The sequence below is a fragment of the Cytobacillus spongiae genome (assembly GCF_021390075.1).
The window spans coordinates 3,715,056-3,738,053 of the sequence record NZ_CP089997.1 but is presented as its reverse complement, the minus strand read 5'-3'; the positions used below and the strand labels follow the sequence as shown (position 1 = coordinate 3,738,053).

General features: G+C 37.9%; 12 protein-coding genes and 1 riboswitch. Of the genes, 7 read left to right on the top strand and 5 right to left on the bottom strand.

Annotation, left to right across the window (positions count from 1 at the left end):
* Positions 1-132 precede the first annotated feature (132 nt).
* Together LS684_RS18810 and LS684_RS18805 are read left to right on the top strand one after the other, a co-directional pair.
* Complete coding sequence (locus tag LS684_RS18810) at positions 133-1,440, top strand: PD-(D/E)XK nuclease family protein (RefSeq protein ID WP_233808382.1); 1,308 nt, start codon at positions 133-135, stop codon at positions 1,438-1,440.
* 168 nt (positions 1,441-1,608) lie between these two features.
* Positions 1,609-4,167, top strand: a complete 2,559-nt coding sequence (locus tag LS684_RS18805) for an S-layer homology domain-containing protein (RefSeq protein WP_233808381.1) — start codon at positions 1,609-1,611, stop codon at positions 4,165-4,167.
* Between the two features lie 370 nt (positions 4,168-4,537).
* Positions 4,538-4,625: riboswitch (cyclic di-GMP riboswitch) on the bottom strand.
* A 418-nt stretch (positions 4,626-5,043) separates the two neighbouring features.
* On the opposite strand, the gene LS684_RS18800 is transcribed toward LS684_RS18805, so the two are convergent.
* A complete protein-coding gene (locus tag LS684_RS18800) occupies positions 5,044-5,817 on the bottom strand; it encodes a transposase (protein WP_233808380.1) in 774 nt (257 codons plus the stop codon).
* A 242-nt stretch (positions 5,818-6,059) separates the two neighbouring features.
* On the opposite strand from LS684_RS18800, the gene LS684_RS18795 reads away from it, so the two are divergent.
* The 3 genes from LS684_RS18795 (at position 6,060) to LS684_RS18785 (ending at position 12,720) form a co-directional block, all read left to right on the top strand.
* Positions 6,060-6,692, top strand: a complete 633-nt coding sequence (locus LS684_RS18795) for an S-layer homology domain-containing protein (protein WP_233808379.1) — start codon at positions 6,060-6,062, stop codon at positions 6,690-6,692.
* Positions 6,693-7,631: 939 nt separating this feature from the next.
* Positions 7,632-11,171: a S8 family serine peptidase gene (locus tag LS684_RS18790; RefSeq protein WP_233808378.1), complete on the top strand. Its 3,540-nt coding sequence runs from the start codon at positions 7,632-7,634 to the stop codon at positions 11,169-11,171.
* Between the two features lie 352 nt (positions 11,172-11,523).
* Positions 11,524-12,720, top strand: coding sequence for an SGNH/GDSL hydrolase family protein (locus LS684_RS18785; RefSeq protein WP_233808376.1), 1,197 nt, complete (start codon positions 11,524-11,526; stop codon positions 12,718-12,720).
* A gap of 318 nt (positions 12,721-13,038) precedes the next feature.
* Here LS684_RS18785 and LS684_RS18780 read toward each other — a convergent pair whose 3' ends face one another.
* The 3 genes from LS684_RS18780 to LS684_RS18770 form a co-directional block, all read right to left on the bottom strand.
* Positions 13,039-15,177, bottom strand: a complete 2,139-nt coding sequence (locus tag LS684_RS18780) for a 5'-nucleotidase C-terminal domain-containing protein (RefSeq protein ID WP_233808374.1) — start codon at positions 15,175-15,177, stop codon at positions 13,039-13,041.
* A 174-nt stretch (positions 15,178-15,351) separates the two neighbouring features.
* Entirely contained in the window at positions 15,352-16,569 is a 1,218-nt protein-coding gene (locus LS684_RS18775) for an efflux RND transporter periplasmic adaptor subunit (RefSeq protein ID WP_233808372.1), read from the bottom strand.
* Positions 16,570-16,581: 12 nt separating this feature from the next.
* Positions 16,582-17,244: a hypothetical protein gene (locus LS684_RS18770; protein ID WP_233808371.1), complete on the bottom strand. Its 663-nt coding sequence runs from the start codon at positions 17,242-17,244 to the stop codon at positions 16,582-16,584.
* Between the two features lie 198 nt (positions 17,245-17,442).
* Here LS684_RS18770 and LS684_RS18765 point away from each other — a divergent pair, with 198 nt between their 5' ends.
* Both LS684_RS18765 and LS684_RS18760 read left to right on the top strand, forming a co-directional pair.
* Positions 17,443-18,630, top strand: a complete 1,188-nt coding sequence (locus LS684_RS18765) for a polysaccharide deacetylase family protein (RefSeq protein ID WP_233808370.1) — start codon at positions 17,443-17,445, stop codon at positions 18,628-18,630.
* 201 nt (positions 18,631-18,831) lie between these two features.
* Positions 18,832-21,183, top strand: coding sequence for an S-layer homology domain-containing protein (locus LS684_RS18760; protein WP_233808369.1), 2,352 nt, complete (start codon positions 18,832-18,834; stop codon positions 21,181-21,183).
* 178 nt (positions 21,184-21,361) lie between these two features.
* Here the strand turns inward: LS684_RS18760 and LS684_RS18755 are convergent, their stop codons facing one another.
* Positions 21,362-22,984: a glycosyl hydrolase family 18 protein gene (locus LS684_RS18755; protein ID WP_233808367.1), complete on the bottom strand. Its 1,623-nt coding sequence runs from the start codon at positions 22,982-22,984 to the stop codon at positions 21,362-21,364.
* Positions 22,985-22,998: the final 14 nt, after the last annotated feature.

The window sequence follows — 22,998 nt, the reverse complement described above, 5'->3', positions numbered from 1 at the left end:
GGGGTTTTCTTTATCACTTTCCGAGAATGAATATTCCTATAATTTATATATTGAATTTGCTATATTTTATTCATAAGCGGGATGAAGCAGAACGTGGGACTGGGTTCCCTGTCCCTAAAGGAGGAAGATAATATGATAGATACTAAGGCTTGCCCACGATGCAATGGCATACTGATAGAAGATGGCTGGGAAACGATGAATCAAGGCAAGGATGGTGAAGTAGTAATTGATGCATTTCCCGCTCTCATTTGCCAAAGCGGCTGTGGATATGTGAAAAAGGTCGACGAAATCCCTGAAATTATTGCACAGCAAGGGGATGACAGGCTGCTCCTAAAGTATTCAGACGATACAGGAAGCATTCTTGAGGTTCGAGATCGCGTGTTGTGTCCGAGGATGAATGTAGATTCTATTCTAGGAAGAGGATATTGGGAAAAATATACTGGGAATCATGATATTCAAGATTTGTTAGACGAGGCAAGGGTGAGTGAATCTGCTGAGATGGAAGAGCCGAATTTATTTTCGTTTGCTACTAGTGAGCTTTCCCAGGATGCGTTTTTATGCTGGCTTATGTCCTGGAGCCCGCGCTCTCATAGAGACCTTAACAGAAAGCTGCATGAAGCGGCAGTGGATTTTATCGATAGAATCTTTAATGCTCATAAGCTTCCAGCCCCTACAGTAGAATCCATTGAAATAAAAAGGCAATTTAAGTCCCTTGATATCTTAGCCATTGTGAACAATACATATGCGATTTTAATAGAAGATAAGACGTATACAAAGGACCATTCAGACCAACTACAGAGATACAGGGACACAGTGAAGGCGGAGTATCCAGCATTAACACAGCTACCTGTCTATTTTAAAATTGGGGATCAAAGCCATTATCACTCACCTAATAAAGTAGGATACTATCCTTTCAGGCGAAGAGAAATGCTAGACGTTCTAAAAAGAGGCTGGGAAAAGGGGGTCAATCATCCCATTTTCATAGACTATTACCGTCACTTGAATTCGATTGAAGATAAGGTGAGTGCGTTTAATAACAAACCGGTTTCAGAATGGGATGAATTTGCTTGGCAAGGCTTCTTTATGGAATTACAGAAGGAACTTGACGGGAATTGGGGGTATGTTCCGAATCAAACAGGTGGGTTTTGGGGATTCTGGTGGCCATCGACAACCAGTGACCAATACTATCTTCAATTAGAACAGGAAAAACTCTGTGTAAAAATTGTAGTGGAAGTTGAGTCGAAGCGCCGAGAAATAAGAAATTCACAAATGGAAATGGTACTTAGAGAATCTAGCGAACAAAACTTACAACTAAAGCGTCCGGCTAAGCTAGGAAAAGGCAAAGTAATGACCATCGCTCACAGAGACGACTATTTGCAGGAGGCAGCGGATGGGACTGTGGATTTGGCGAAGACTTTGAAAGAGCTTAACAAGTATTAGGTATGAATAAGAAATAAGAGTTGAGTAGGTCGATAGAAGAACTCATTTTGAAGGTAATATGGTTGTTATTACCATTACAAACATGACCTAGATATTGATAAAATATATTTCTACGCCTTCCAAAAAATTGGAGGGTTTTTTCAACGTTTTTTGAAAGGAGTGCAAAAGGTGAAAAAATTCTATTCAATAAATTTAGTTTTGCTATTATTTCTAAATTTAGTTCTACCCTATGAGAAAATAGCTGCAGCTGCCGATATCACAAAGCCAAGGCTTGACCAAGTTTCGATAGATAAAACGGAAGCTTGGGTTGGAGAGTCTGTAAAGATAACGGTCAAAGCTTCTGACGACGTGAAGGTGGATTCGGTAAATATATCCTACAGTATGCCCCTTACTTATAAGTCAATGTACGTCCGTCTTACTTATAATGAAGAAACAGATGCTTTTGAAGGTTCGGTTGACCTGACAGATAACTTTGAGTCTGGTGAATACCGGATTAATTACATCTCTGTAAGGGATACTGCTAATAATTATATTTTAGAGTCTAATCGGACGCTTACGGAAAAAGGGCATTTCAGGGTGTTTACAGAAGCTAATCCCCCGACCTTTACTAAACTTTCGATTGATCGGGACCAAATTGAATCGGAGCAATCGATTAACCTTGTCGTAGAAGGTGACGATGATACCTTGCTAAAACAGGCAGTTGTTAACTATCAAATGCCGGAGAGCCAAACCATTCGATCTGTTGCCTTTTGGTTTGGAAAATATAATCCTAATCGATCAGAGCAAGAACTATATATTACAAATAGAGACGAAGTAGGGACCTGGAAGGTTCACTCTATTGAAATGACCGATATTAATGATAATCAAATAGTAGTTAATGGTGAAAATGTAGATTTGTCAGTGGGTAATTTTTCAGTTGTAAGAGAGGTCGAGCCTTTAAAAGACTATTTAGTAAACACCTCTACAACGATAAAGAATGAGACGATTACTTCAGATGTGTATATATCACCGAGTGCGAATTTAACGATTGATGGGAATGTCACAATAGAAGGGAATGTTTATGTCTTAGGTGGCTTAAGAAGTAATGGTGGACTGACCGTTAAAGGGAATTTAGTAGCTAAAAGTATCAGTAGTGGTTCCTATGCTCCATCTAGACAACAGGCCTTGCTCTCCGAAACCGATATCATTCAGAATAAAATTAAGACCGATAAAATTTTGACTGAGGTCCCACTTGTTATATATGATACTCCGTTGATCAAAAAGGATGGTCAACTAAATATAAGTGGAGCAACGCTACCATTCTTGAATATGAAAATAAATGGTGAAGCAGTGCCATTAAAAAGTAATGGAACGTTTGAGTTAACGAATTACATCCTAGGAGAAAAGGAGAGCTTGGAGCTTGTGCTAACAGACCCAGCAAATCAACCCTTTTCCTTCCACTATAATGTAGCACCAATTTCTATAGATGAATTGACGAAAGAAACAACGGTATTAAAAGGGAGAACCTACGCCCATCATGATGTGAAAGTTTTTAGAGGAGAAGAACGAGTGGGGAGTAGCAAGGCGGATGATAACGGTATTTTTCAAATCCCTGTTAATGGCTTAATTGAAAATAGTACGCTGACCTTCCGTGTGTTTTCTACTGACCAAGCCTTAGTAGCGGAAAAGGATGTAGCAGTCAAGGATACAACAGCACCAAATATGCCGGAAGTGAATGAATTGAACAATCTTTCCGCTTTCATTACGGGGACTGCCGAACCAGGAGCTACTGTATATGTTCAGGCATGGCCTGAAGTCATTGCTCAAGGAATAACAGATCATTCAGGTACATTTCGAATGGAATTGGGTGCGCTTCTCCCAGGTAACTATTACACCATTTATGTAGAGGATGCAGCTAAAAACAGAAGTGAAAGTGTTACAGCGTATGTTATAGACCGAACAATTCCTGAGCCGCCAACTGTACGAAAAGTGATGCCTGGTGATCGAGCAGTAACAGGGATGGCAGAGCTAGGAACAAAAGTGGTTGTGAATAAAGATAGGAACACGATTAGCAGTGAGAGGGTTGATTCTAACGGGAATTTCTCAGTGGAAATTGATCCTCAGGATAGCGGAACAGTACTTGAAATCAAAGTTGTAGACACGGGAGGGAATATTAGTAAAACGGTTTACGTTACGGTTGGGAAAGAAGTGAATGCTTCTTTTACGGATGTGATGAAAAGCCATCGATTTTACCAAGAGATTCAGTACCTTGTTAACCGAAATGTTATTACAGGATTTCCTGATGGAGATTTCCGGCCAAATGCTACAGTGACTAGGGCTCAAGCGGCAATCATGATCGGTAGGGCACTTGGGTTAAATAGCGAACAAAGAAATACGAGCTTTTCAGATGTAGGTAAATCTCTAAAAGCATCTGGTTATATTCAATCAGCTGTGGAAAGAGGTATAATTACCGGTTTCCCAGATGGAACCTATCGCCCTGATGCTCCAGTCACTCGAGGCCAAATGGCTATCTTTATTGGAAGAGCATTCAGCCTAACCTCTGAAGCGACGATCTCTTTTTCCGACGTTAGCCAAGGAAGCTCTTCCTATGAATATGTAAAAAGAATACTAGCTGACGGTATTACAACTGGCTACCCAGATGGCACGTTCCGGCCAAATAAACAGCTGATTCGATCGGACTTCTCGGCATTTATGGCGAGAGCCTTGGATGAAGAGTATAAGTTGTGATAAAGAAGTGTTAAGGAAACAGAGAAATAAAAAGTTGCCACAATACAGTGGCAACTTTTTTAAAAATGATTGCTATGGATAAGCAATCATTTTTATACGCTAACAGATAACTCTATTTCAAGTAGTGACTTACAGGTAGGACAATTGATCTCTTCTTCTTTTCTAAACTGGACTTTCTTAAGGTCGCTTCTGAGACAAGTAGGGAATGCGTTATACTTAGCTCCGCATTCACACGTGTTTTTATTCTTTACAATGTGCCTTAGACCAGTTGATTCATCTAAATAGGTAGGATAGATCATTTATTTTCAATACCTCATCATAATTGATTAGGCAAAGCAGTTACAAAAGCGTCTTCTTGGAATGATGTAGTTTATGCAACTCGGCCACCATAACGTGACAAACGTCTTAGGTCCGTAGCTTTGCGTCTTTTACTTTCGTAAAATTTGCCCAATGGTAATAGTACCATATTTTGTCGAAAATTGTAAAGGGGAGAGAGGACGGAATTTTCTTGAAATAGTTTTTATAATGATAATCAATTTAAGTAATTGGGTATAGTTAACTTAGATGGTTCGTACAAGGTAAATACATAGGTATCATGTACTTATGAAAAAATGAACCGGATTATCCATCGACATATTTCGACAAAAAATGATATAAATATTATACGGTAAGGCTTTGGTTGGTAAACCAATAGGTTACCAAGACCAACCATCGCTTAAGGCATCGACCCTGGAAAAGTCGATGCCTTTAAACTTGTGCGGGACGTGGGGTCGGGTTCCACGTCCCATAAATAGCGGGACAAGGGGTCGGGTTCCACGTCCCATGCCTATAATGATTAAAGAATTTAAGGAATTAAATATTGAAGTAACGAATGGATTATTCAAGAGGGGGGTGTACTCGATGGATGATACTTTTGGGTATGCCAGTAATACGTGATATTTGCCTCAAAGATACTCCTTCTAATGATTTTATAATGAATAGTAATCTATCTCTTTCAACTTTATCCATTCTTTGCAAAGTACTAATATTTGATATTCCTTTTTCACGGAATACAGCTCTAACTTCATCATCATTCATCCTTACTCTTTGAATATCTTCTAAACACTCATCTTCGTTTATCTCATTTATATATTCCAAAAAATACTTAAGCGCCATCGCTCTATCCTCAGAAAACAAGTTTAAAGCAACATCAACATCAACAAAAGGATACCTCAACTTGTATTCACGTATACTTGTCCATTTACTATCTTCTACGCTTTTGGCTAACCCTGCCTTTAATGGATTTTGATGTATATACCTAAGAACTTTAAGAAAATAGGATTGACTATCTACACATTCGCTTCTAAACCTATCCTGGAATAAAGGTCCACATCGATCATATTTAAAGTTATACCAGTATACATAACTTGAACTTATTCTCTTCATGGAGTCTGAGATCGATTCACTGTCTTCCTTCATTAATAAATGGATATGGTTGTTCATTAAACAATAGCTATAAAGCTGAAATTTACTCTGCCTTTTATACCTCTTTAGAGTTTCTAAAAATCGATATCTATCCTCATCTTCTTCAAAAATAGTTTGCTTGTTAACACCTCGCATCATAATATGGTAAATCCCACTATTGCTCTTTCTTCGAATTTTCCTAGCCAAAAAAAGTCCACCTCCAATTCTAATAATCTTTCAAAAGATTAACAGACAATGACTAAATTCTACAGAAATAGTGGATCTCCTCTATTGGGACGAGGAACCCGTTCCCTTGTCTCTCGTCTCTGTCTCTCAAATGTTGGGATATGGGGGTGAAAAGTAACAGAATAATAAGATATATAGACGACGGGACAAGGAACCCGGCCCCATTGTCCCGTTAAGTATTTTCATAACGGCCTTTGTTTTTTTTGGGAGGTAATTTTTCTATTCATGCATCTGCACAAGGATTCAAGGATTTAAATCCAGATTACCGATTTTATGAAGAAATCAATTATTTAGCTGATAAGTCTATTATTACCGGCTTTTTGGATGGTACTATTCAAACGGAAGGGGCTGTATCTAGAGCTCAGGCTGCTGTCATGATCGGACGGGCGCTAGAACTAGACAATACTTCAAGAGATACGGATTTTCCGGATGTAGGGAAAGGGAGCTTTGCCAGTGGATATATTCAGTCAGCTGTAGAGGCGGGCTTAATATCAGGTTATAAAGATGGAAACTACTATCCAGATTTAATCGTTAATCGAGGGGAAATAGCAATCTTTCTAGCAAGGGCATTTAAGCTTGTAGCTGAAGAAGAACTCTCATTTGTGGATGTTAACTCGAAAATGGCTGCTTTTTCATCGATTAAAAAAATTCTTGCTGAAAGGATTACTAGTGGGTTTCCTGACAATACGTTTCGACTAACTCAAAGCGTAAAAAGAGGGGAATTCTCCGCATTTTTAGCAAGAGCACTAGATGAACGGTTTAAAGTGACAGTACCAAATAAAGAAATGAAGGTTCAATTTTTTAATGTAGATCAAGGAGATAGTGCGTTAATATAAACGCCAAATGGGAAGGATATTCTAATTGATGGAGGAGCTGATCGAGCAGATATTCGCGTACCATTATATATTATGGAATCAGTGGTTTCTTCAATTGATCTGCTGGTATCCACTCACCCAGATCCATGAGACATGGGTGAGACATGGGGACGGGTTCCTCGTCCCTCTTCCTTGGAGACAAGAAATTATTTGTCTTCAAGAGCATTGAAAAGCCCAAATGAAAATAATGTAAACTTCCTCCAGGAACTTGTATAGTTTGGAGCTCAAAACAACCAAATTATGCAAATTCAGAAGGTTTTTTAATTCCTTAAAGACTAGTAGATTATTAATTGCAATCTCATAAGGAAAGCCAACAAGCAATTGGTTATTCTTAAGAATGTTACTACCCTTCCACTTAACTGGGACAGGGAACCTGACCCCCTTGTCCCCCATGGGGACATGGGGACGGGTTCCTCGTCCCTCTTCCTTGGAGACAAGAAATTATTTGTCTTCAAGAGCATTGAAAAGCCCAAATGAAAATAATGTAAACTTCCTCCAGGAACTTGTATAGTTTGGAGCTCAAAACAACCAAATTATGCAAATTCAGAAGGTTTTTTAATTCCTTAAAGACTAGTAGATTATTAATTGCAATCTCATAAGGAAAGCCAACAAGCAATTGGTTATTCTTAAGAATGTTACTACCCTTCCACTTAACTGGGACAGGGAACCTGACCCCATTGTCCCCCTGGGACAGGGAACCTGACCCCATTGTCCCTCTCATTCCCACCACATAATCCCTCGCTAGGAAAATTTATGTAACTTTATGAAACTTTTTACAGGTTTGTTACGTTTATATAAATGGGCATAAATTTCATACTTTTTTAACTCTTCTTAAAAAGGAGTTTAATAAGTTATATAGAATTTATGTTTTGGTGGAAAAAATTTCTAGGGGGTAATTACTTGAAGACTATTAAAGGAAAAAGCCTTGCGGTTGGGCTTGCTGCGTCTTTAGTGGTAGGTTCATTCTTACCAGGGGCTACTTTAGCTGCTCAGAAAGAACCTAGTCAGAGTTTATATCAGCAGTTGGAACGCTTAGGGCTAAAGCAAAATTCGGTCAAGTCGAGTCAAATTACGAAGGATCAAGACAAAAAGTTTTCAGAGAATCAATTAATTGTTAAGTACAAAACACCTCTATCATCTAGCGACCATCATAAAGCAGGTGGAAAGCTAGTTAGGCGTTTTGCAAGCTTAGGCTATGATGTAATTGAGGTTTCCAGTAGTAAAAAGCTTGAAGCTGTTGCTGCAGAGTATGCAAAGCTTGGGAACGTAACTTCTGTGACTAGAAGTGCTTTTGCAAAAACGATGGGAACCGATGTAAAAGAAAACATGATGTATCATATTAAGGCATTGAACCTTTCCAAAGCACAAGGGCTAGCTGGGAAAAATAAAGTAAAAGTAGCTGTCATTGATACTGGAGTTGATACAAATCATCCGGAGCTGAAAAACAAAGTAGTAGCAAATAAAAACGCTATGAATCCGTTAAAGAAAGGCCTGGCCGATTCTCATGGTACACATGTAGCGGGAATTATTGCTGCTGAAAAAGGGAACAGCATTGGAGGCTATGGGGTTGCTCCAAACGCAGAAATCGTCTCTATTGATGTTTTTAACCGTTCTCCATTTGTAACAGACTATGTGATTGCAGAGGGAATTATTGAGGCAATTAACCAGAAGGTACATGTTATCAATATGAGTCTAGGGACGTTCTATCCATCACCTATCCTGAAAGATGCTGTACAAAAAGCTATTGATGCTGGAATTACTGTCGTAGCATCTGCTGGGAATGATGGTGCGGACATCTTGAATTATCCAGCTTCATTTGATGGCGTTATCAGTGTAGGAGCGACTAATGATAAAAATGTATTAGCCGATTTCTCTACCTATGGACCATCAGTAGATGTAGTAGCACCCGGTGAGGCAGTATATTCTTCTGTGTATGACTATGAAAAAGGCTCCTCATTCGTCGAAATGAGCGGAACCTCTATGTCATCACCAGTCGTAACAGGAGCTGTCGCACTACTGTTATCTAAATATCCAAATCTTACACCATATCAAGTAAATTATGTTTTAACCAAAACGGCTAAAGATATGGGAGATAAAGGGCACGATTTAAAGTATGGATATGGAATGATTGATATTGAAAAAATGCTATCATTTGATCCAAAGCATATCCCTGCAAATCCATTAGTAAATGAAAATAGTTTACTAGAAAACGCCCAAGACCTTGGAGAATTTGACACAATTGAGAAGTCTGGGAAGCTAGTTAAGTTAAACCAAGCCGATCTATATAAAACAGAACTGACGAAAGGTGAATACGTTCAGTTAAAGCTAGAAGGTACAAGTAAATATGACCTTAAATATGAACTATTATTTTATAAAAATGGCGAAGACAAGCCGGTTCAAAAGCTAGAAGTAAATGATACTAGAGAAAACCAACTTGAAGGTGGTCTCTTCCAAGCACCTGAAGATGGAATGTTAGTAATTGCTGTCAAAGATAGCTATGGGAAATATAATGAAACTGGAGCGTCTACTTACAAGTTAATGCTTGAAAGAACGCTGGAACTAAAGGAAGATGGCAATACGATGGATTCACCTGTTGTTATTGAATCTTTACCATATTCCTCGAAATTAGAAAATTACTATACAGATGAGTTTGTTCCTGCTGAAGAATCAGAAGAAACGGAATCAGAAGAGCTGGAAGAAGAAACAATGCCTGCAGAAGATTCAGAAACTCCTGAAGAATTAATGGAGGTCCATGGAGATTCAGACTTCTTTAGCTTTAAAGTACCAGGGAATGTAGAAGATGAGATGGTTGCAGTCAAGATAAACCTTTCAGAAGTTCCTGGGATCAATCCATCATTACGGTTACATATGATTAACCAGTATGAAGGGGAAGAATTTGTAGAAGAAATGGACATGGCTGATATGAAGGGCTATGGAAAAGGGGAAGAGCTAATTTTTAGTGCATTCCCAGGACAAGAGTATATGGTTGAAGTGACAAATAAGCCATTTATTGATCCATTTATGATGTTCTTCTTTGGGGAAGTAGAAATTGATAACGAACGCAGTTACTCCTCTAATCTTCCATATCAATTGAAGATTGATACGAAGGCATTGCAAGCGGATGAAGATGGAATTCCATTTGAAATGGGAATGGAAACGGTTGAAGAAGAACTTGCTGAAGGGAATTTAGAAGAATACGTAGCTAGAAAAAATGAAATTGAGCAGCAAGCATTTGACCCATTCGCTAATCCATATGAAGAAATGATCAAAATGATCAAAGAAGCTGCACTACCACTGGAAGAAGGGAAAGCAGCAGAAGGATATGTACAGTTAATGGGTGATGAAGATTGGTTTACATTCACTCCAGAATCAGACTCTATTTTTGAAATTAAAATGGACAACTCTAGTAAGTATAAGCCAGTTGGTATGAATATTATGAAGTATGATGAAAAGCTTAAAGATTTTAGGTATATATACTCAAATGAAGAAATGTCGTTTATCGATTGGATGCCAAAGCCAAAGGATACGTTCTATGTAGGCTTACAAAAGGGAGAAACCTACTATTTACGTATTGCAGATCCGATGTATCGCCCATCGTTTGACCCTTATCGTTTTACAATCAAAACAAAGGTCAAAAACACTGCCGATGCTTTTGAAAATAACAATGATTTTGAAACGGCTGTAACTATTACAACTAAAGGGATTACAGGGAATTTCTCTGGTTCTGCTGATATGGATACCTATTATTTCAAGCCAAACAAAAATAGTGTTTATGGAATCAGTGTAACTCCAGGTACACTACCTGCCAAATATGCAAATGTACCGAATGATGTTAAAGCGCAGATTGATCCTGTATTAGTTGTTATTGAAGATACGAATGGAAATGGAAAAATGGATAAAGAAGAAGAAGGAAAGTTTACAATGGTAGACTATGGCTTCTTCAATGATGAAGAAAGAACAGGTTTCAAAACGAGAAAGGGTATGGGATACTTTATTTTAACAATGGATTATTTCAACAAGTCATCCCTAACGCCGTATGTGTTAAAAGTGGATGAAACAACAATGGCTGATGAAGATAAAGGGTCAGTTGTCAAATCAAATATTCCTAGTAAACCATTAGTCCTAAACCAACCAGTGAAGAATCGATTCTACGCATTCGGTTATCTAAACTTAACCGATAACAAGGGAGATGCAGATTATTACAAGCTGCCAATCTCTCAATCGAAAGAATTCACAATTGAATTAGAAGCACCAACCGATATTGATGGGAAAATCACAGTGTATGATTCAAAAGGCAAGCAAGTAGCACAATCGGATGTCTATGGCCGTGGGGATCATGAAATTTTCTCAACGAAATTAACTAAAGGGACTTACTATGTAAAAGTAGAAGATGCTACTGGAGCAGCAAGCACAGTTCCTTACAAAATTATCGTAAAATAGTTATACCCACACTTTATGATTAGCTAAACTCGAATATAGATTTGAAAGAAAAGAGTTCAATCTGAGCTCTTTTCTTTTTTGTGTCTGAAAATTCATCAATTGTTGTTAAGCGCTTCGACATCCATCTCAAGCGCCTGGGCGTAAGCCAATTTTAGAATGGAAAAGGGTTAAGAACGCCCTCTATGCTAAAGACTTACTTTCCCTAGCTTGACCTAGGTGCTAGATTTTCTCCCAAAAGCTATATGAACATATAATCAAGAAATGAAAAAATTCCAAAGAAGGAATTTAAGTTGCCATTCTTTTATGTTAAACTATATTTATGTAAAAATATGGGTGTAAAAGGAGGAGAAATATGAATAGAAATCGATGGCTTTTTATCATTATCATACTGCTGTTTTCAGTTATTCCGTTGTATATCTTGAGGGACACAGATCATTCGGAGGCTCAATCTTCAAATCAAGCATTTCAGCTTAGAAATCCAGATAAAGTAATGGAAGATACCCTCCTAAATCCTTTTCAAACGAAGACGAAAATAAAGATTCTCGGTGACAGCATTACAGCTGGTGCAGGCGCTACAGGTTATGGGCTTACCAATCAAATGATTGGAAAAACGGGCTACTACATCCCTAAGCAAAATTCCATGTCTTGGGCTAATCAAGTAAAAAAACATGTAGAAGAAAAGTATAATGAAAAAGTATTTATTAATCCACTTGATCCGCGAATTAGTTATAAGTACCAAGGAACGGCTACTAAGAACGATGCCTATAAGCTAAAAATGGCTGCCTATACAAAAGGGAAAGGTGCACGAGTTTCATTTGATTTTATGGGTACGGCTGCCTCTTTGTATTTTACTAAGCAAAATGGATCTGCAATTGTTGATATCTATGTCGATGGGAAAAAAGTTACTCGTCAAGATCTATATAGTGGGTCCAATCAATATGGGCACGTAGTGAAACTCAACCAATTAACATATGGGAAACATACGGTTGAAATTCAATCTGCTGGTAAAAATCCAAAATCAATAAGTGACCGCATTTTCTTTGAGGGGATTGAGCTTCAAAAAAACGCGGTTGTGGAAAACTGGGGAGTAAGTGGCCAAGATTCTGAGTGGCTCTTTAATAACAAAGATACTTTAATCGAAAAAGATGATGATGTGGTGATGATTCAAATTGGAACCAATGACCGAATTGATTCCTACTCCGCAGAAGCAATCAAAGCACATCTCATTCCAATCCTTGAAAAATGTAAAGCTGAAAGGAAGCATGTCATTCTCCTATCAGCAAACCCAACTTCTATAGAAGATGATACCTTGAAGGGAACAAGAAAATTTACGATGTATGAAGTGGATGAAGCGATAAAAGGATTAGCTGCCGATTATGGAATTACCTACATTAGCAACTACCAAGCTTTCTTCAATTATACTGATACAACTGGCAATTCAATTGATAGTTTATTGAAGGATGGACTTCACCCAAATGACAAAGGATATGAGATAATGTATAAAAATGTAATACATGAACTTGGTCTTTCGCGAACTCGATCTTTGTAATGTGAATGGAATGAGTCCATCTGCGTGGTTAGATCAAACAGCATTGGTATGGAATGACAATGGTGATGGAACATATACAGCAATCATTGAACAAGCGTTAATTTATGGACAATAGCTACTCGCTAGACAAGCGACGGAAGGCCCATTCGTTTTCAAATCTACGATTGCTACTTCTGTAGAAATTAATTCAGTTGTTGTCGATCGTTCAATTAAAGAAGTATCCGAGCATTTCGTTCAAACCCTGATCTTACAATAATGAATATAAGTTTATAGCAAAAGCCTCTCCATAAAAAACTGGAGAGGCTTTTGTATAAAAGTTTATTCAGCTGGTGTAGCAGTATCTACAATACGTCCTTCCACTCCAGGTGTAATAGAAGTAGACTTTTGTAAATAATTCTTAAACATTTCATAGTCTACAAATCCAGGCTCACTTACTCGTCCTTCGGTATATGCCGTTTTAAATACATCATAACCGTCTCCACCTTTTGCAGTGAATGTGTTCGTAGCTACAAAATAGGTAGATGTTTCGTTTACTGGTGAGTAAGTTCCATCTTGACCTTTCACTTCAGCAGAAATCACTCTTTCGCCAGCAGGCTTTGAGCTGTCATAAGTGAATTTCATTCCAGAAACATGAAGGAATGCGCCGCTTGCATTTGGAGCTTGACTTACACTATGCTCAAGTGCAGTTGAAATCTCCGCTCCAGTTAAGTTCATAATCGCGAGAGAATTCCCGAAAGGCATAGTTGTTAATATTTGTCCAAGTGTAATATCTCCTGCTGGAATGGAAGCACGAATTCCACCACCATTTGTCATAGCAATTACTGTTTGCGGGTTAATACTTTGTGCTTTTTCAAGCATGCCATCTGTAATTAAGTTTCCTAGATTTGTTTCTTTAGTACGGACATCAGCGCGCTCCCCGTCTAAGTTAACAGTTGTTGCTACTCCAATTGTTTGTTTCTCAAGCTCTTCAATTTTTGTCTTATATGGTTGGAACATTCCTAAAGCTTCTGTATCTTCAGCAAAATCATCAATAGCGATAAGATCTCCTTCAAATCCAATCATCTTTCCTTCACTATCAAAATCAACACCCAGCATACCTAAGTACTTATTGTATTCTTTAGCCTGAACAATGACAGTTGGCTCATCTTTCCCTGCTTCAACTAGTACAGGAGCATCAAGCTCTGAATGCGTATGTCCACCTACAATGATATCGATTCCTTCAACCGCTTTAGCAAGCTCTAAATCGTTATCAAACTCTGAATTATCATCAAAACCAATATGTGTAATGGCAACGATTTTATTGACTCCTTGAGCTTTAAATGCTTGAACGGCTTGCTTTGCTTCATCAATATAGTTAGAGAAAGTAACGTTTACAGGACTTGAGATTTGCGGAGTTTCTTCAGTTGTTAGACCAAAAATACCGATTTTCTCTCCGTTCACCTCTTTAATGATTCCATCATAGATGTTCCCGTCCATCGGTGCATCTGCTATTGTTCCACCATGGTAGATTCCGTTAAACAATGAATCACCAGTGAAATCTACATTTGCACTAACAAATGGAAATTCAGCAGTCTTTACAAAATCAGCAAGTGCTTTATGACCATCTGTGCTTGCACCTAAGTCAAATTCATGATTTCCAAAGGTCATTGCATCATAGCCAAGGTAATTCATAAATTCTAGGTCAGCTTGTCCTAAAAATTCATTGAAATATAAGCTACCAGAGAAAACATCCCCAGCATCCAATAATAGCGCATGAGGCTTTTCACTTCTAATCTCTTTTACTACTGTAGCTTTCTTAGCAATATTATCAATATGTGCATGTGTGTCGTTTGAGTGCATTACGGAAAGCTCAAATTTCTCTGCAGCTGCCTGATCGGATTTATGTAGGAATATGGCAAAATCTCCGCGTTTAGCTGACGTTTCAATTCCAAAGGAAGTATCGCTTACACCACTTGTAATTTGGTTCGCAACTAATGCTTTGATAGCTTCGTTATAGCGGTCAGAGGCATCGCTGAAGCTAGTTTCAGAAAGCCCCTTTAACTCAAAGCCCTTTTGAATCCAAATCGCAAGCTCTCCACGTTTGATGGTGTCAGATGCTCCAAAGGTAGTATCTGTTTTACCAGAAGTAATATGAGCTGCCTTTAAAGCATTGACAGCACCACGTGCACGAGATGGTACATCGGTAAAACCAGAATCAGGTGCGTTTTTTGTATCAAGCTCTAATACATTTGCTAGCATTATTGCTGCGTCAACACGCTTAATATCCTTATCTGTTCCAAATTGACTATCGGAAATCCCATTAATCCCATTTGCAAGCATGAAATGAACCGCATCTTGGTAACGTTCGTTTACATCTGAAAAATCCTTTTCAGCAGATACTGTAGTTGCATATCCACCTGTAACAAGAGCGGCTGTGGCAGCAGTAGCTAATAATTTTCGGTAAGACTTAGAATACATAGAAGAATCTCCTCCTAAAAATTAATAGATGATCTAAAGCTTATAGATTCATAGACCCGAAGTTAATTATAGCAAACATATGACAAATAGTTTCAATATTTATATTATTTTTACAAGATTAATATTTCCTTAATGAAAAAAAATCCCTTTCAATTTGAAAGGGATAGGTATCTTCTATCGGCTTAAAAACCCTAGTAATGTATATTTCGCTAGCTCGCTTTTTGTCATATTCTTGAGTGCTTTCTTATTTACTTCTCCTATCTGTAACGGAGTTATAAATGGGGAATTATTTCGAATATGCACTTCTCCAGGGTGAAGAACTATCTTCTCATTTTCCGTTAGCCCAGATTGTATTTCATATAGCTTATTTACTTCAAGTCCGAGCTCAAGCTTGCGTTTCTCTATTTTTCCCGAACTATTTAACACGTAAGCATGGTTCTTTTTTAACAATGAATGACTTGATACTGTAATAACATCTTTCAACTCTTCTAGAGTAACATAGGCGTCTACGTGGTTACCTGATAGGAGAGATTCATTTTCCCCCTCTAGTCCAATAGTAAATAAATAATTACTATCTTCGTTTAATTTAGGAGTATTCATAGGATGGTGAAGCACCTGTGTTATTGTTCCAGTGAACTTCTCTCCATCATGCTTTCGGTAAATCGATGCATCCATGCCCGATTCTACCATACTTACTTCTTCTTCTGTTAACGTTCCTTGCACGGAAGGGGTTTCTGAATGTATTGAAATAATAGGGTTTGCTAGACTATCTTGAATTTTTGTAATTGTCCCAGTGTAAGAACTAATTACCGTGAGGCGATTCTCTTCCTCTTGAAGCTCTTCTAGCTGCTGATCAATTGCATCATACTCTTTTTCTAGAAGAGCCTTTTCTAGCTCTTTATTATAGATTTCTTTATCCATTTCAACGATAGAGGCAAAGTATGTGTTATCCTTATTTTCTTTTTTTTCCTGTGAGGCATCTATTTCAAGACCAGTTATATAGCTTGTTAATTCATCAATATGATCTTCTAGGCTAACAATTTGGTCATTTAGCAAATCTCGCCTGTTCTCCATTGTTTCTTTTTCCTTTTCGTATTGAAAGGTTTCATATTCAAAGAGTGGAGTCCCTGGTGTAATTTGCTCGCCTTCCTTTACTAAAAACTGTTTGAAAGCACCATTTTGATCATCAAAATAGATAAAATGCTCTTCAGAAGGTACGATTAGTCCTTCCGTTTTCAAGGTTTTCTTGAGGTCTTGCTTCTCAACAGAGGACCAATGCTCGATAAAGACAGAACGGCTTATTTTACTGTCCTCTTTCAAAATTAAGTAAAAGTTACAAGCAATAAAAAAAGTAATTGCTGTACCTAGTATGACAAGTTGTGATTTTTTCATGATTCCACACCTTTATAAAAGCTTTTCAAATTTAATAATCGAAAATAATGAAGCAATTAGCCAAAAAATAAGGTTAATTCCAACTACCATCAACGCTACCATTTTTGGTTCTTTATTTGATATTTTTTTAATCCCATTGTACTGAAAGTAGATGGTCCACACACTGAAAATAGATATGAAACTGAAGAAATAGATCAGAAATTCATATTCTATCACGTATTGAGAAACCACCCCGAGTGAGAAAGGAGAGGAAAATCGGTTTAATCCCCAAATGGATGCTACGAGAAATACTAGTGCTTTCTCCAATAGTAGAAGACATGCTGCTATTAATTGAATGACAACGACTTTATTAAAGGGTAAATCTGTAAACACCCAAAAAAATGCTGCTGGGACAAAGAGTATGATGGCTGTATAGAGAATAGCCCATGCGATTTTTCCAAGCATGAACAGTAGCTTTCTTGTTTCGAACTCACTTCGAGGCAGCTCAGCTAATTCCTTTGAAATGGATTCCGTTCCCATTCCATAAAATGCACTCATGGCATAGATGATTATACTAAACACAAACAATAAGAATATACGAGGCTTTAGTCCTTTGATTACCTCCGCTTTATGAAGCTGGAAGAATAATTCCTGTGGATGCAAAAGCCCTTTTAAAAGACGGACTTGATAAATCATGACAAAATCCTCCAAAATTTTGATGAGAAAGGTAAATTTAACAATCTCTATTTTACCTCAATTAGTGAAGAAAAGGGATTAATAACAAGAATATATTTTGTAAAATAAAGGTATTAAGTTAGTATAATTCTATTATCCTATTAAAAAAGTCTGTTATAATTAGGTATTATTACCATTTTTTAGCGGAGGTTTGGGGTTTTGAAGAAATGTATATGGATAATTCCTCTATTCTTTTTCTTGTTAATAAGTGCTGCAGAGAAAAGGGGAGAAGCTTCAACAAATATCTACATTGAAACGAAAGAAAATACGGCATTATTCGATATGATATCGGGAGAACGGGTGACAGTTGGCCAATTAGTAAAAGGCCAAATAGTCCAAACCATAGATGAGGATGAGAGCTATTATTACATTCTGTATGGAAATGGAAAAGCATACGTAAGCAAAGCTAGTGTTGAAGTTACACAGAAACGGGAGCCAATTGGGAAGAGAAGATATTCCAATCAAGTCGTTATTACAGAAAAGAATGTCACTGTTATCTCAGATACACGATCTGGAAAGGAGTTAGGGTTTTTATCTAGAAATATGAGATACCCTGTTACAGGTACATATAAGAAACATTGGTATACGATCCAACTTGGAGGAAGAACAGGATATATACATAAGGATCATGTTCGTAATGATGATGGGATTCCTGTGTTAATGTACCATCATATATTAAAGGATTCAGAGAATCGTTACTTTAAGAACCATATGACGATTTCTTTAAAGAGCTTCCAACAGCAATTAGATTATTTGAAGAAGAATGGATATCGTACCATTTTTCTAAATGATCTTGAGAATTACATGCGTTATCGTTCCAATCTAACGGGTAGAACTGTTGCCATCACGTTTGATGATGGATTAAAATCTGCTGCTATCTATGCGTATCCAGAACTGAAAAAACGAGGATTTATTGCGACGAATTTTTTGATTGCGGACCGAATATGGAAAACAGACTATGCCTTTAATCCTGATCGGCTACAACAGCTAAGTATGAGAGACCTTGAACAATCAGCGGATGTTTTTAGATATGAAAGCCATACGGCCTCTATGCATCTTAGAGACAAGCAGACAAATATTCCATTTCTTGTAATGAAAGGCTTTAATGACATTGCCAAGGATCTAGTGAAGAGTAGAGAAATCATTGGTTCTCATGTGAAATATTTAGCCTATCCATTTGGACAATATGATCAGGAGACTATTAAAGCAGCCCAAGCAGCACAGATCACAATGGCATTTACTACTGAACCAGGAAGGGTCATGTTAGGTGATCATCGCTACAAATTAAAAAGGCAGGGGGTTTCACCTGTCACGTCAATGAAAGATTTTATGAATAAAGTAGAATAGTGTAAAAGGAGGAGTGCCTAATGGGTGCTCCTTTTTCCATTCGTCTTTACCATTAGCTTCGTAAGGAAGCAAAACTTTTGTTGTAGGAATATGGTAATGGGTCAGTAATTGGTCAACAAAAACACCCATAAATTACCACTCAGATGCTAATTAGCTATACGTTATAATGGGGAAATCAACTAACATAATCAGGGGGTAAAAATGAGAAAGACTGTTATGGTGATTTTCTTAATGATTACTCTTCCGTTAAGCTATATGCATAGTCAAGTAAAAGCAGAAGAGCTATCAGATGTTCGTGACCATTGGGCAAAAAATCAAATTTCGACGCTGGTTAATAAAAATGTTATCAGTGGCTTTGAAAACGGCACATTTCAGCCAAATGCACCCGTAACTCGTGGGCAATTCATTGCTTTTCTAGTAAGAGGGCTAAGGTTACCGCCTGGGGAAACTGGGTTTAAAGATGTCACAAGGGGAAGTAGCTTATATGATGAAATGGCAGCTGGGAAACGAGCTGGATTAATAGTAGGTACGAAGGAAGGATATTCAAAAGCGAATGCCCCTGTAACACGTGCAGATGTAGCTGTTATGATTGACCGGGCTCTCCAGTTAAGGGGGGATTATACTGAACTTGATCAGTTGGATTTTGATGATCAAGGGACCATTCCTGCCTATGCCTTACAGTCTATTCAACGGACAGTAAAATATGGAATTGTGCTGGGGACAAAAGAGAACAAAATTAATCATAAATCAACAGCTACGCGTGCGGAGTCGGCTGTTTTCGTTTATCGAATGCTTGAAGTATTAAATGAACTAGAGGGTTTACCGACCTCTCCTCCACCATCTAATAATGGAGAGCCAGGTGCTTCTAAGAATATCAGCTCATCTGAAGTAGCCATCCCTATTGGAGACGGCAATCAAGTGAAGATCAGGATGAATACAAGTGGTGTCCCCCTTCATTATAAAAAATCAGATGAGTTTACCCACATTCATTCAAAGGATTTCAATTATTATTACGATATGGGATATAAACAAAATCCATTAGGTTTCCTCCGTGTGACACTAAGAAAGCTTGATAATGGGGATACATTTATTTTCTCAAGGTTTATTCATAATGGGGACAATACGTATTCTGCGTCGATTATTTTACCATTTGAACAAGCTAGCTCATACAGTCTAAAAAGAATAGATTCTTATGGTCAAGTGAAGAGGGAGCATGATGATACAATTGGTATAGATCCCACCTCCCATCCAATTGGACTTTTAAGTGTGAAAAGTGGGCAAGAGACAGCCCATCAAGTCATGATGAGTAAGAACTATACTTCAATTCAACGAGAAAAGCCTTATGCAAATGGGCAAAAATCTGTTGTTAGAGAGTTTTTAGATGAATTTGAGGGATATAAAATCTATTCTTCATCTTCCGCCGTCTCTATGCAATTAGATATGAAGGTAACTGGAAAGGCCATTTCCGAGAGCTGGGCACTGCTTTCAAATGAACCATTATTTCAGGATTCGTATTATATGGATTATTGGTTTCAGAGAAGTGTGGACGAATATCATACCATTAACAAATGGTTAACTGCAGACGGTGTATATACGAAGCTCCCATGGTCCATTGAACCGGGGTATAAACTAGGATTTGGTCGGAATTTAGGCTATATGCAAGGTGGGATATACTTGCGGGCATATAATGGTTCAAGTGAACGTTACTTCTATGATTTGGTCATGAATTCAATTGCAGATCTAGACGTGTTTACAAATGGTGCGATTCGAAGTGGGGATGTCCCTGTATTTAAAACGGAGTACACTAGTACCTGGTTGAAAAATGCTTATGGAACTACTGCTCCTTATATTGATACACGTCATAATGAAAACACCGCTCTATTTCTAAAAAATGCTGGAGAAACATTTCAAATACCACAGTTAGCAAAAGCAAATCAAAAATATGCAGATTTCCTAGTGGATCAAAAAGCGATTGGAAATGTCATAAAAATAACGAGCTCTAGCCATTTGATTGCCGATTATTATGCACCTGGGAGTAAAACCACCCATGTATCGTTAAACCATGCTCTAGGCGAGATGCGTTTCTTAATTGAAACTTATCTGCAAACAAATGATGCAAAGTATTTAAAAACAGCTAAGGAAATAAAAGCAGCTGTCGAGCATCTGTACCCGAGATGGATTCGAGATGATGGAGACCTATGGTATCAGGTTAACGGTAACCTGGTGTTTAATGGGAGAGATTATGAGTGGCTAACATTGGTAGATTTGCTTGCTAGTCAAGAATTATTCGAAGATATAGGCATGGTTAGCAGTTCCATCTTTGATTCGATGATCCGTTCAAAGACAGAGTATTTAATTCATACCAATCAATATATAAAATCCAGCATTCTTGAAATGCTGAGTGAACAAGGTTACACAGACCTTGTAGAGAAGTATAAAAACAATGTTACCTCATCAAGTAACATCCTCGAGGAACCAAAAGAGTTAGTAGGAGAACACGATATTTATGAGGTAGACGGGGCTGTAGATACGCTAGAAGAGCTTAGTAAATAAATACTTGAATAGGGTGTTCCTTTTGACTTGCTGGTTAAATTCCATAGAAAACCTTAAAACCTGCTCCGTTAGAACTTAACGGAGCAGGTTTTTTTTAGGGATATTACATTTTTGCTTAGACTTCTAATTGATCCATCAGGTTTACGAAAAGCTATCTAGTATTATTACTGACAGATTCTCACTTTTGAATTTTTAAAATATCATCTCTCATGCGATACATAAATTCTGCCATTTGGGCTCTTGTTGAATGGGCTGTAGGTCGGAATGTTCCATCTTTAAAGCCGCCTATATACCCCTGTTGATAAACCGCAACAATCGATTCATAAGACCAACGCCCAGGGTCCAAATCAGGAAAAGGTGAGTTGTCAGTTTTAGCAATAGGGTAACTAAAGATATTAAATAATATTCTGGTGAGCTGTTCTCTTGTTAGGGGATCCCCTGGACCAAATTGGTTTTCTTTTTTTCCATGTAAGAATCCTAATTCGCGTGCTGTTTCAATTTCATGTTGGGCCCAGTGACCCTTCACATCATTAAATTTAAAGGTTTGCGGTTTGTAATTGTCATATCCTAATGCCCTAATTATTATTACTGCGCCTTCTGCACGTGTGAGTGTAGAGTCAATCGCAAATGTGGTACTCGTCTTACCAACCATCCATCCTGCTTGAGAAACGTAATGGATGCTTGGCTCTGCCCAGTAGCCTGAGGAAACATCCCTAAAATAGAGTCCATTTAACCATAAAGAGTAGTAATCCCACATTTTAGGGTTCTCTAAATATAACGACCATGAGCCAGTCCCTTTTATCCCATATTTTTTCGGTAAGCGCAGTTTAGCCTTAAGAGATCTTTCATTTTCAGACCAAATAACATAGGGTCCTTCGGTGAGCTTCGTCGTTCCAATAAAAAAACTCTGTCCTTTTGGAATTGTAAAGCTAGCACTTGCACTTTCAGTTATTTCATCGTATGTTTGCTGTCCGTTAAATTTAGATAGGAGTTCTGTTATTCGTTCACTTGTAATCCCCATCCCAGTAATTTGTTTGTTTTCAAGTGTTGGGCCATTCAGCTTCCACAATCGCCCATAAAAAGGGATTCCATAGACAATTTTGCTTTTTGGGACCCCTTGGTTAATGGCGTATTGTATTGAACGCTCTGCGAAAGATATACTTGAAACGGGACCTATAGGACTTTCTGGAGATTCCCAGCTTTCATCATATGCCATGATCATAAGGTAGTTCGCATAAGTTGAAAGAGCTTTGTAATCGTATAATCCATGCCAGCCAGTTTTCCAATCGTTTGGATTGGCAGCTACGGCAACTGATACATCTTTGTGCTTTGGGATATAGGACCTTAGAAGTCGAATGAAGTCCGTATGTGCATCCCTATAGGTGGAACCGACTCCCTCAATATCTACATCAACCCCATCCAAATTGTATTTTTCTATTGCGGCTGCTATATCCTTTGCCAATTGTTCACGCTTAATAAGACCGTTAATACCTGCCTCCATATCCCAATGATTGGCTAAAAACGGAACTACTTTAATGCCTTTATTATGCATTTTAGTAATAAAGGAGGTCTGTAGTTTCCAAGTGACACTTAGAGAACCGTCAGGGAGAATATCAAAGTAATTTGGAGATACGACTTGAAGACTACCTTTTGTTTGATTGACTTGATCAAGATATGAAGTAGGGCTTCCAAAAAACAAATAGGACATATTATATAAATTTGTTTGAGCAGAGCTTTGTGACATCATGGGAGACCAAATTAAAAAAGCAAACAATAGGAGCAAAGCTTTGAAGACTTTCATAAAAATCTAGCCTC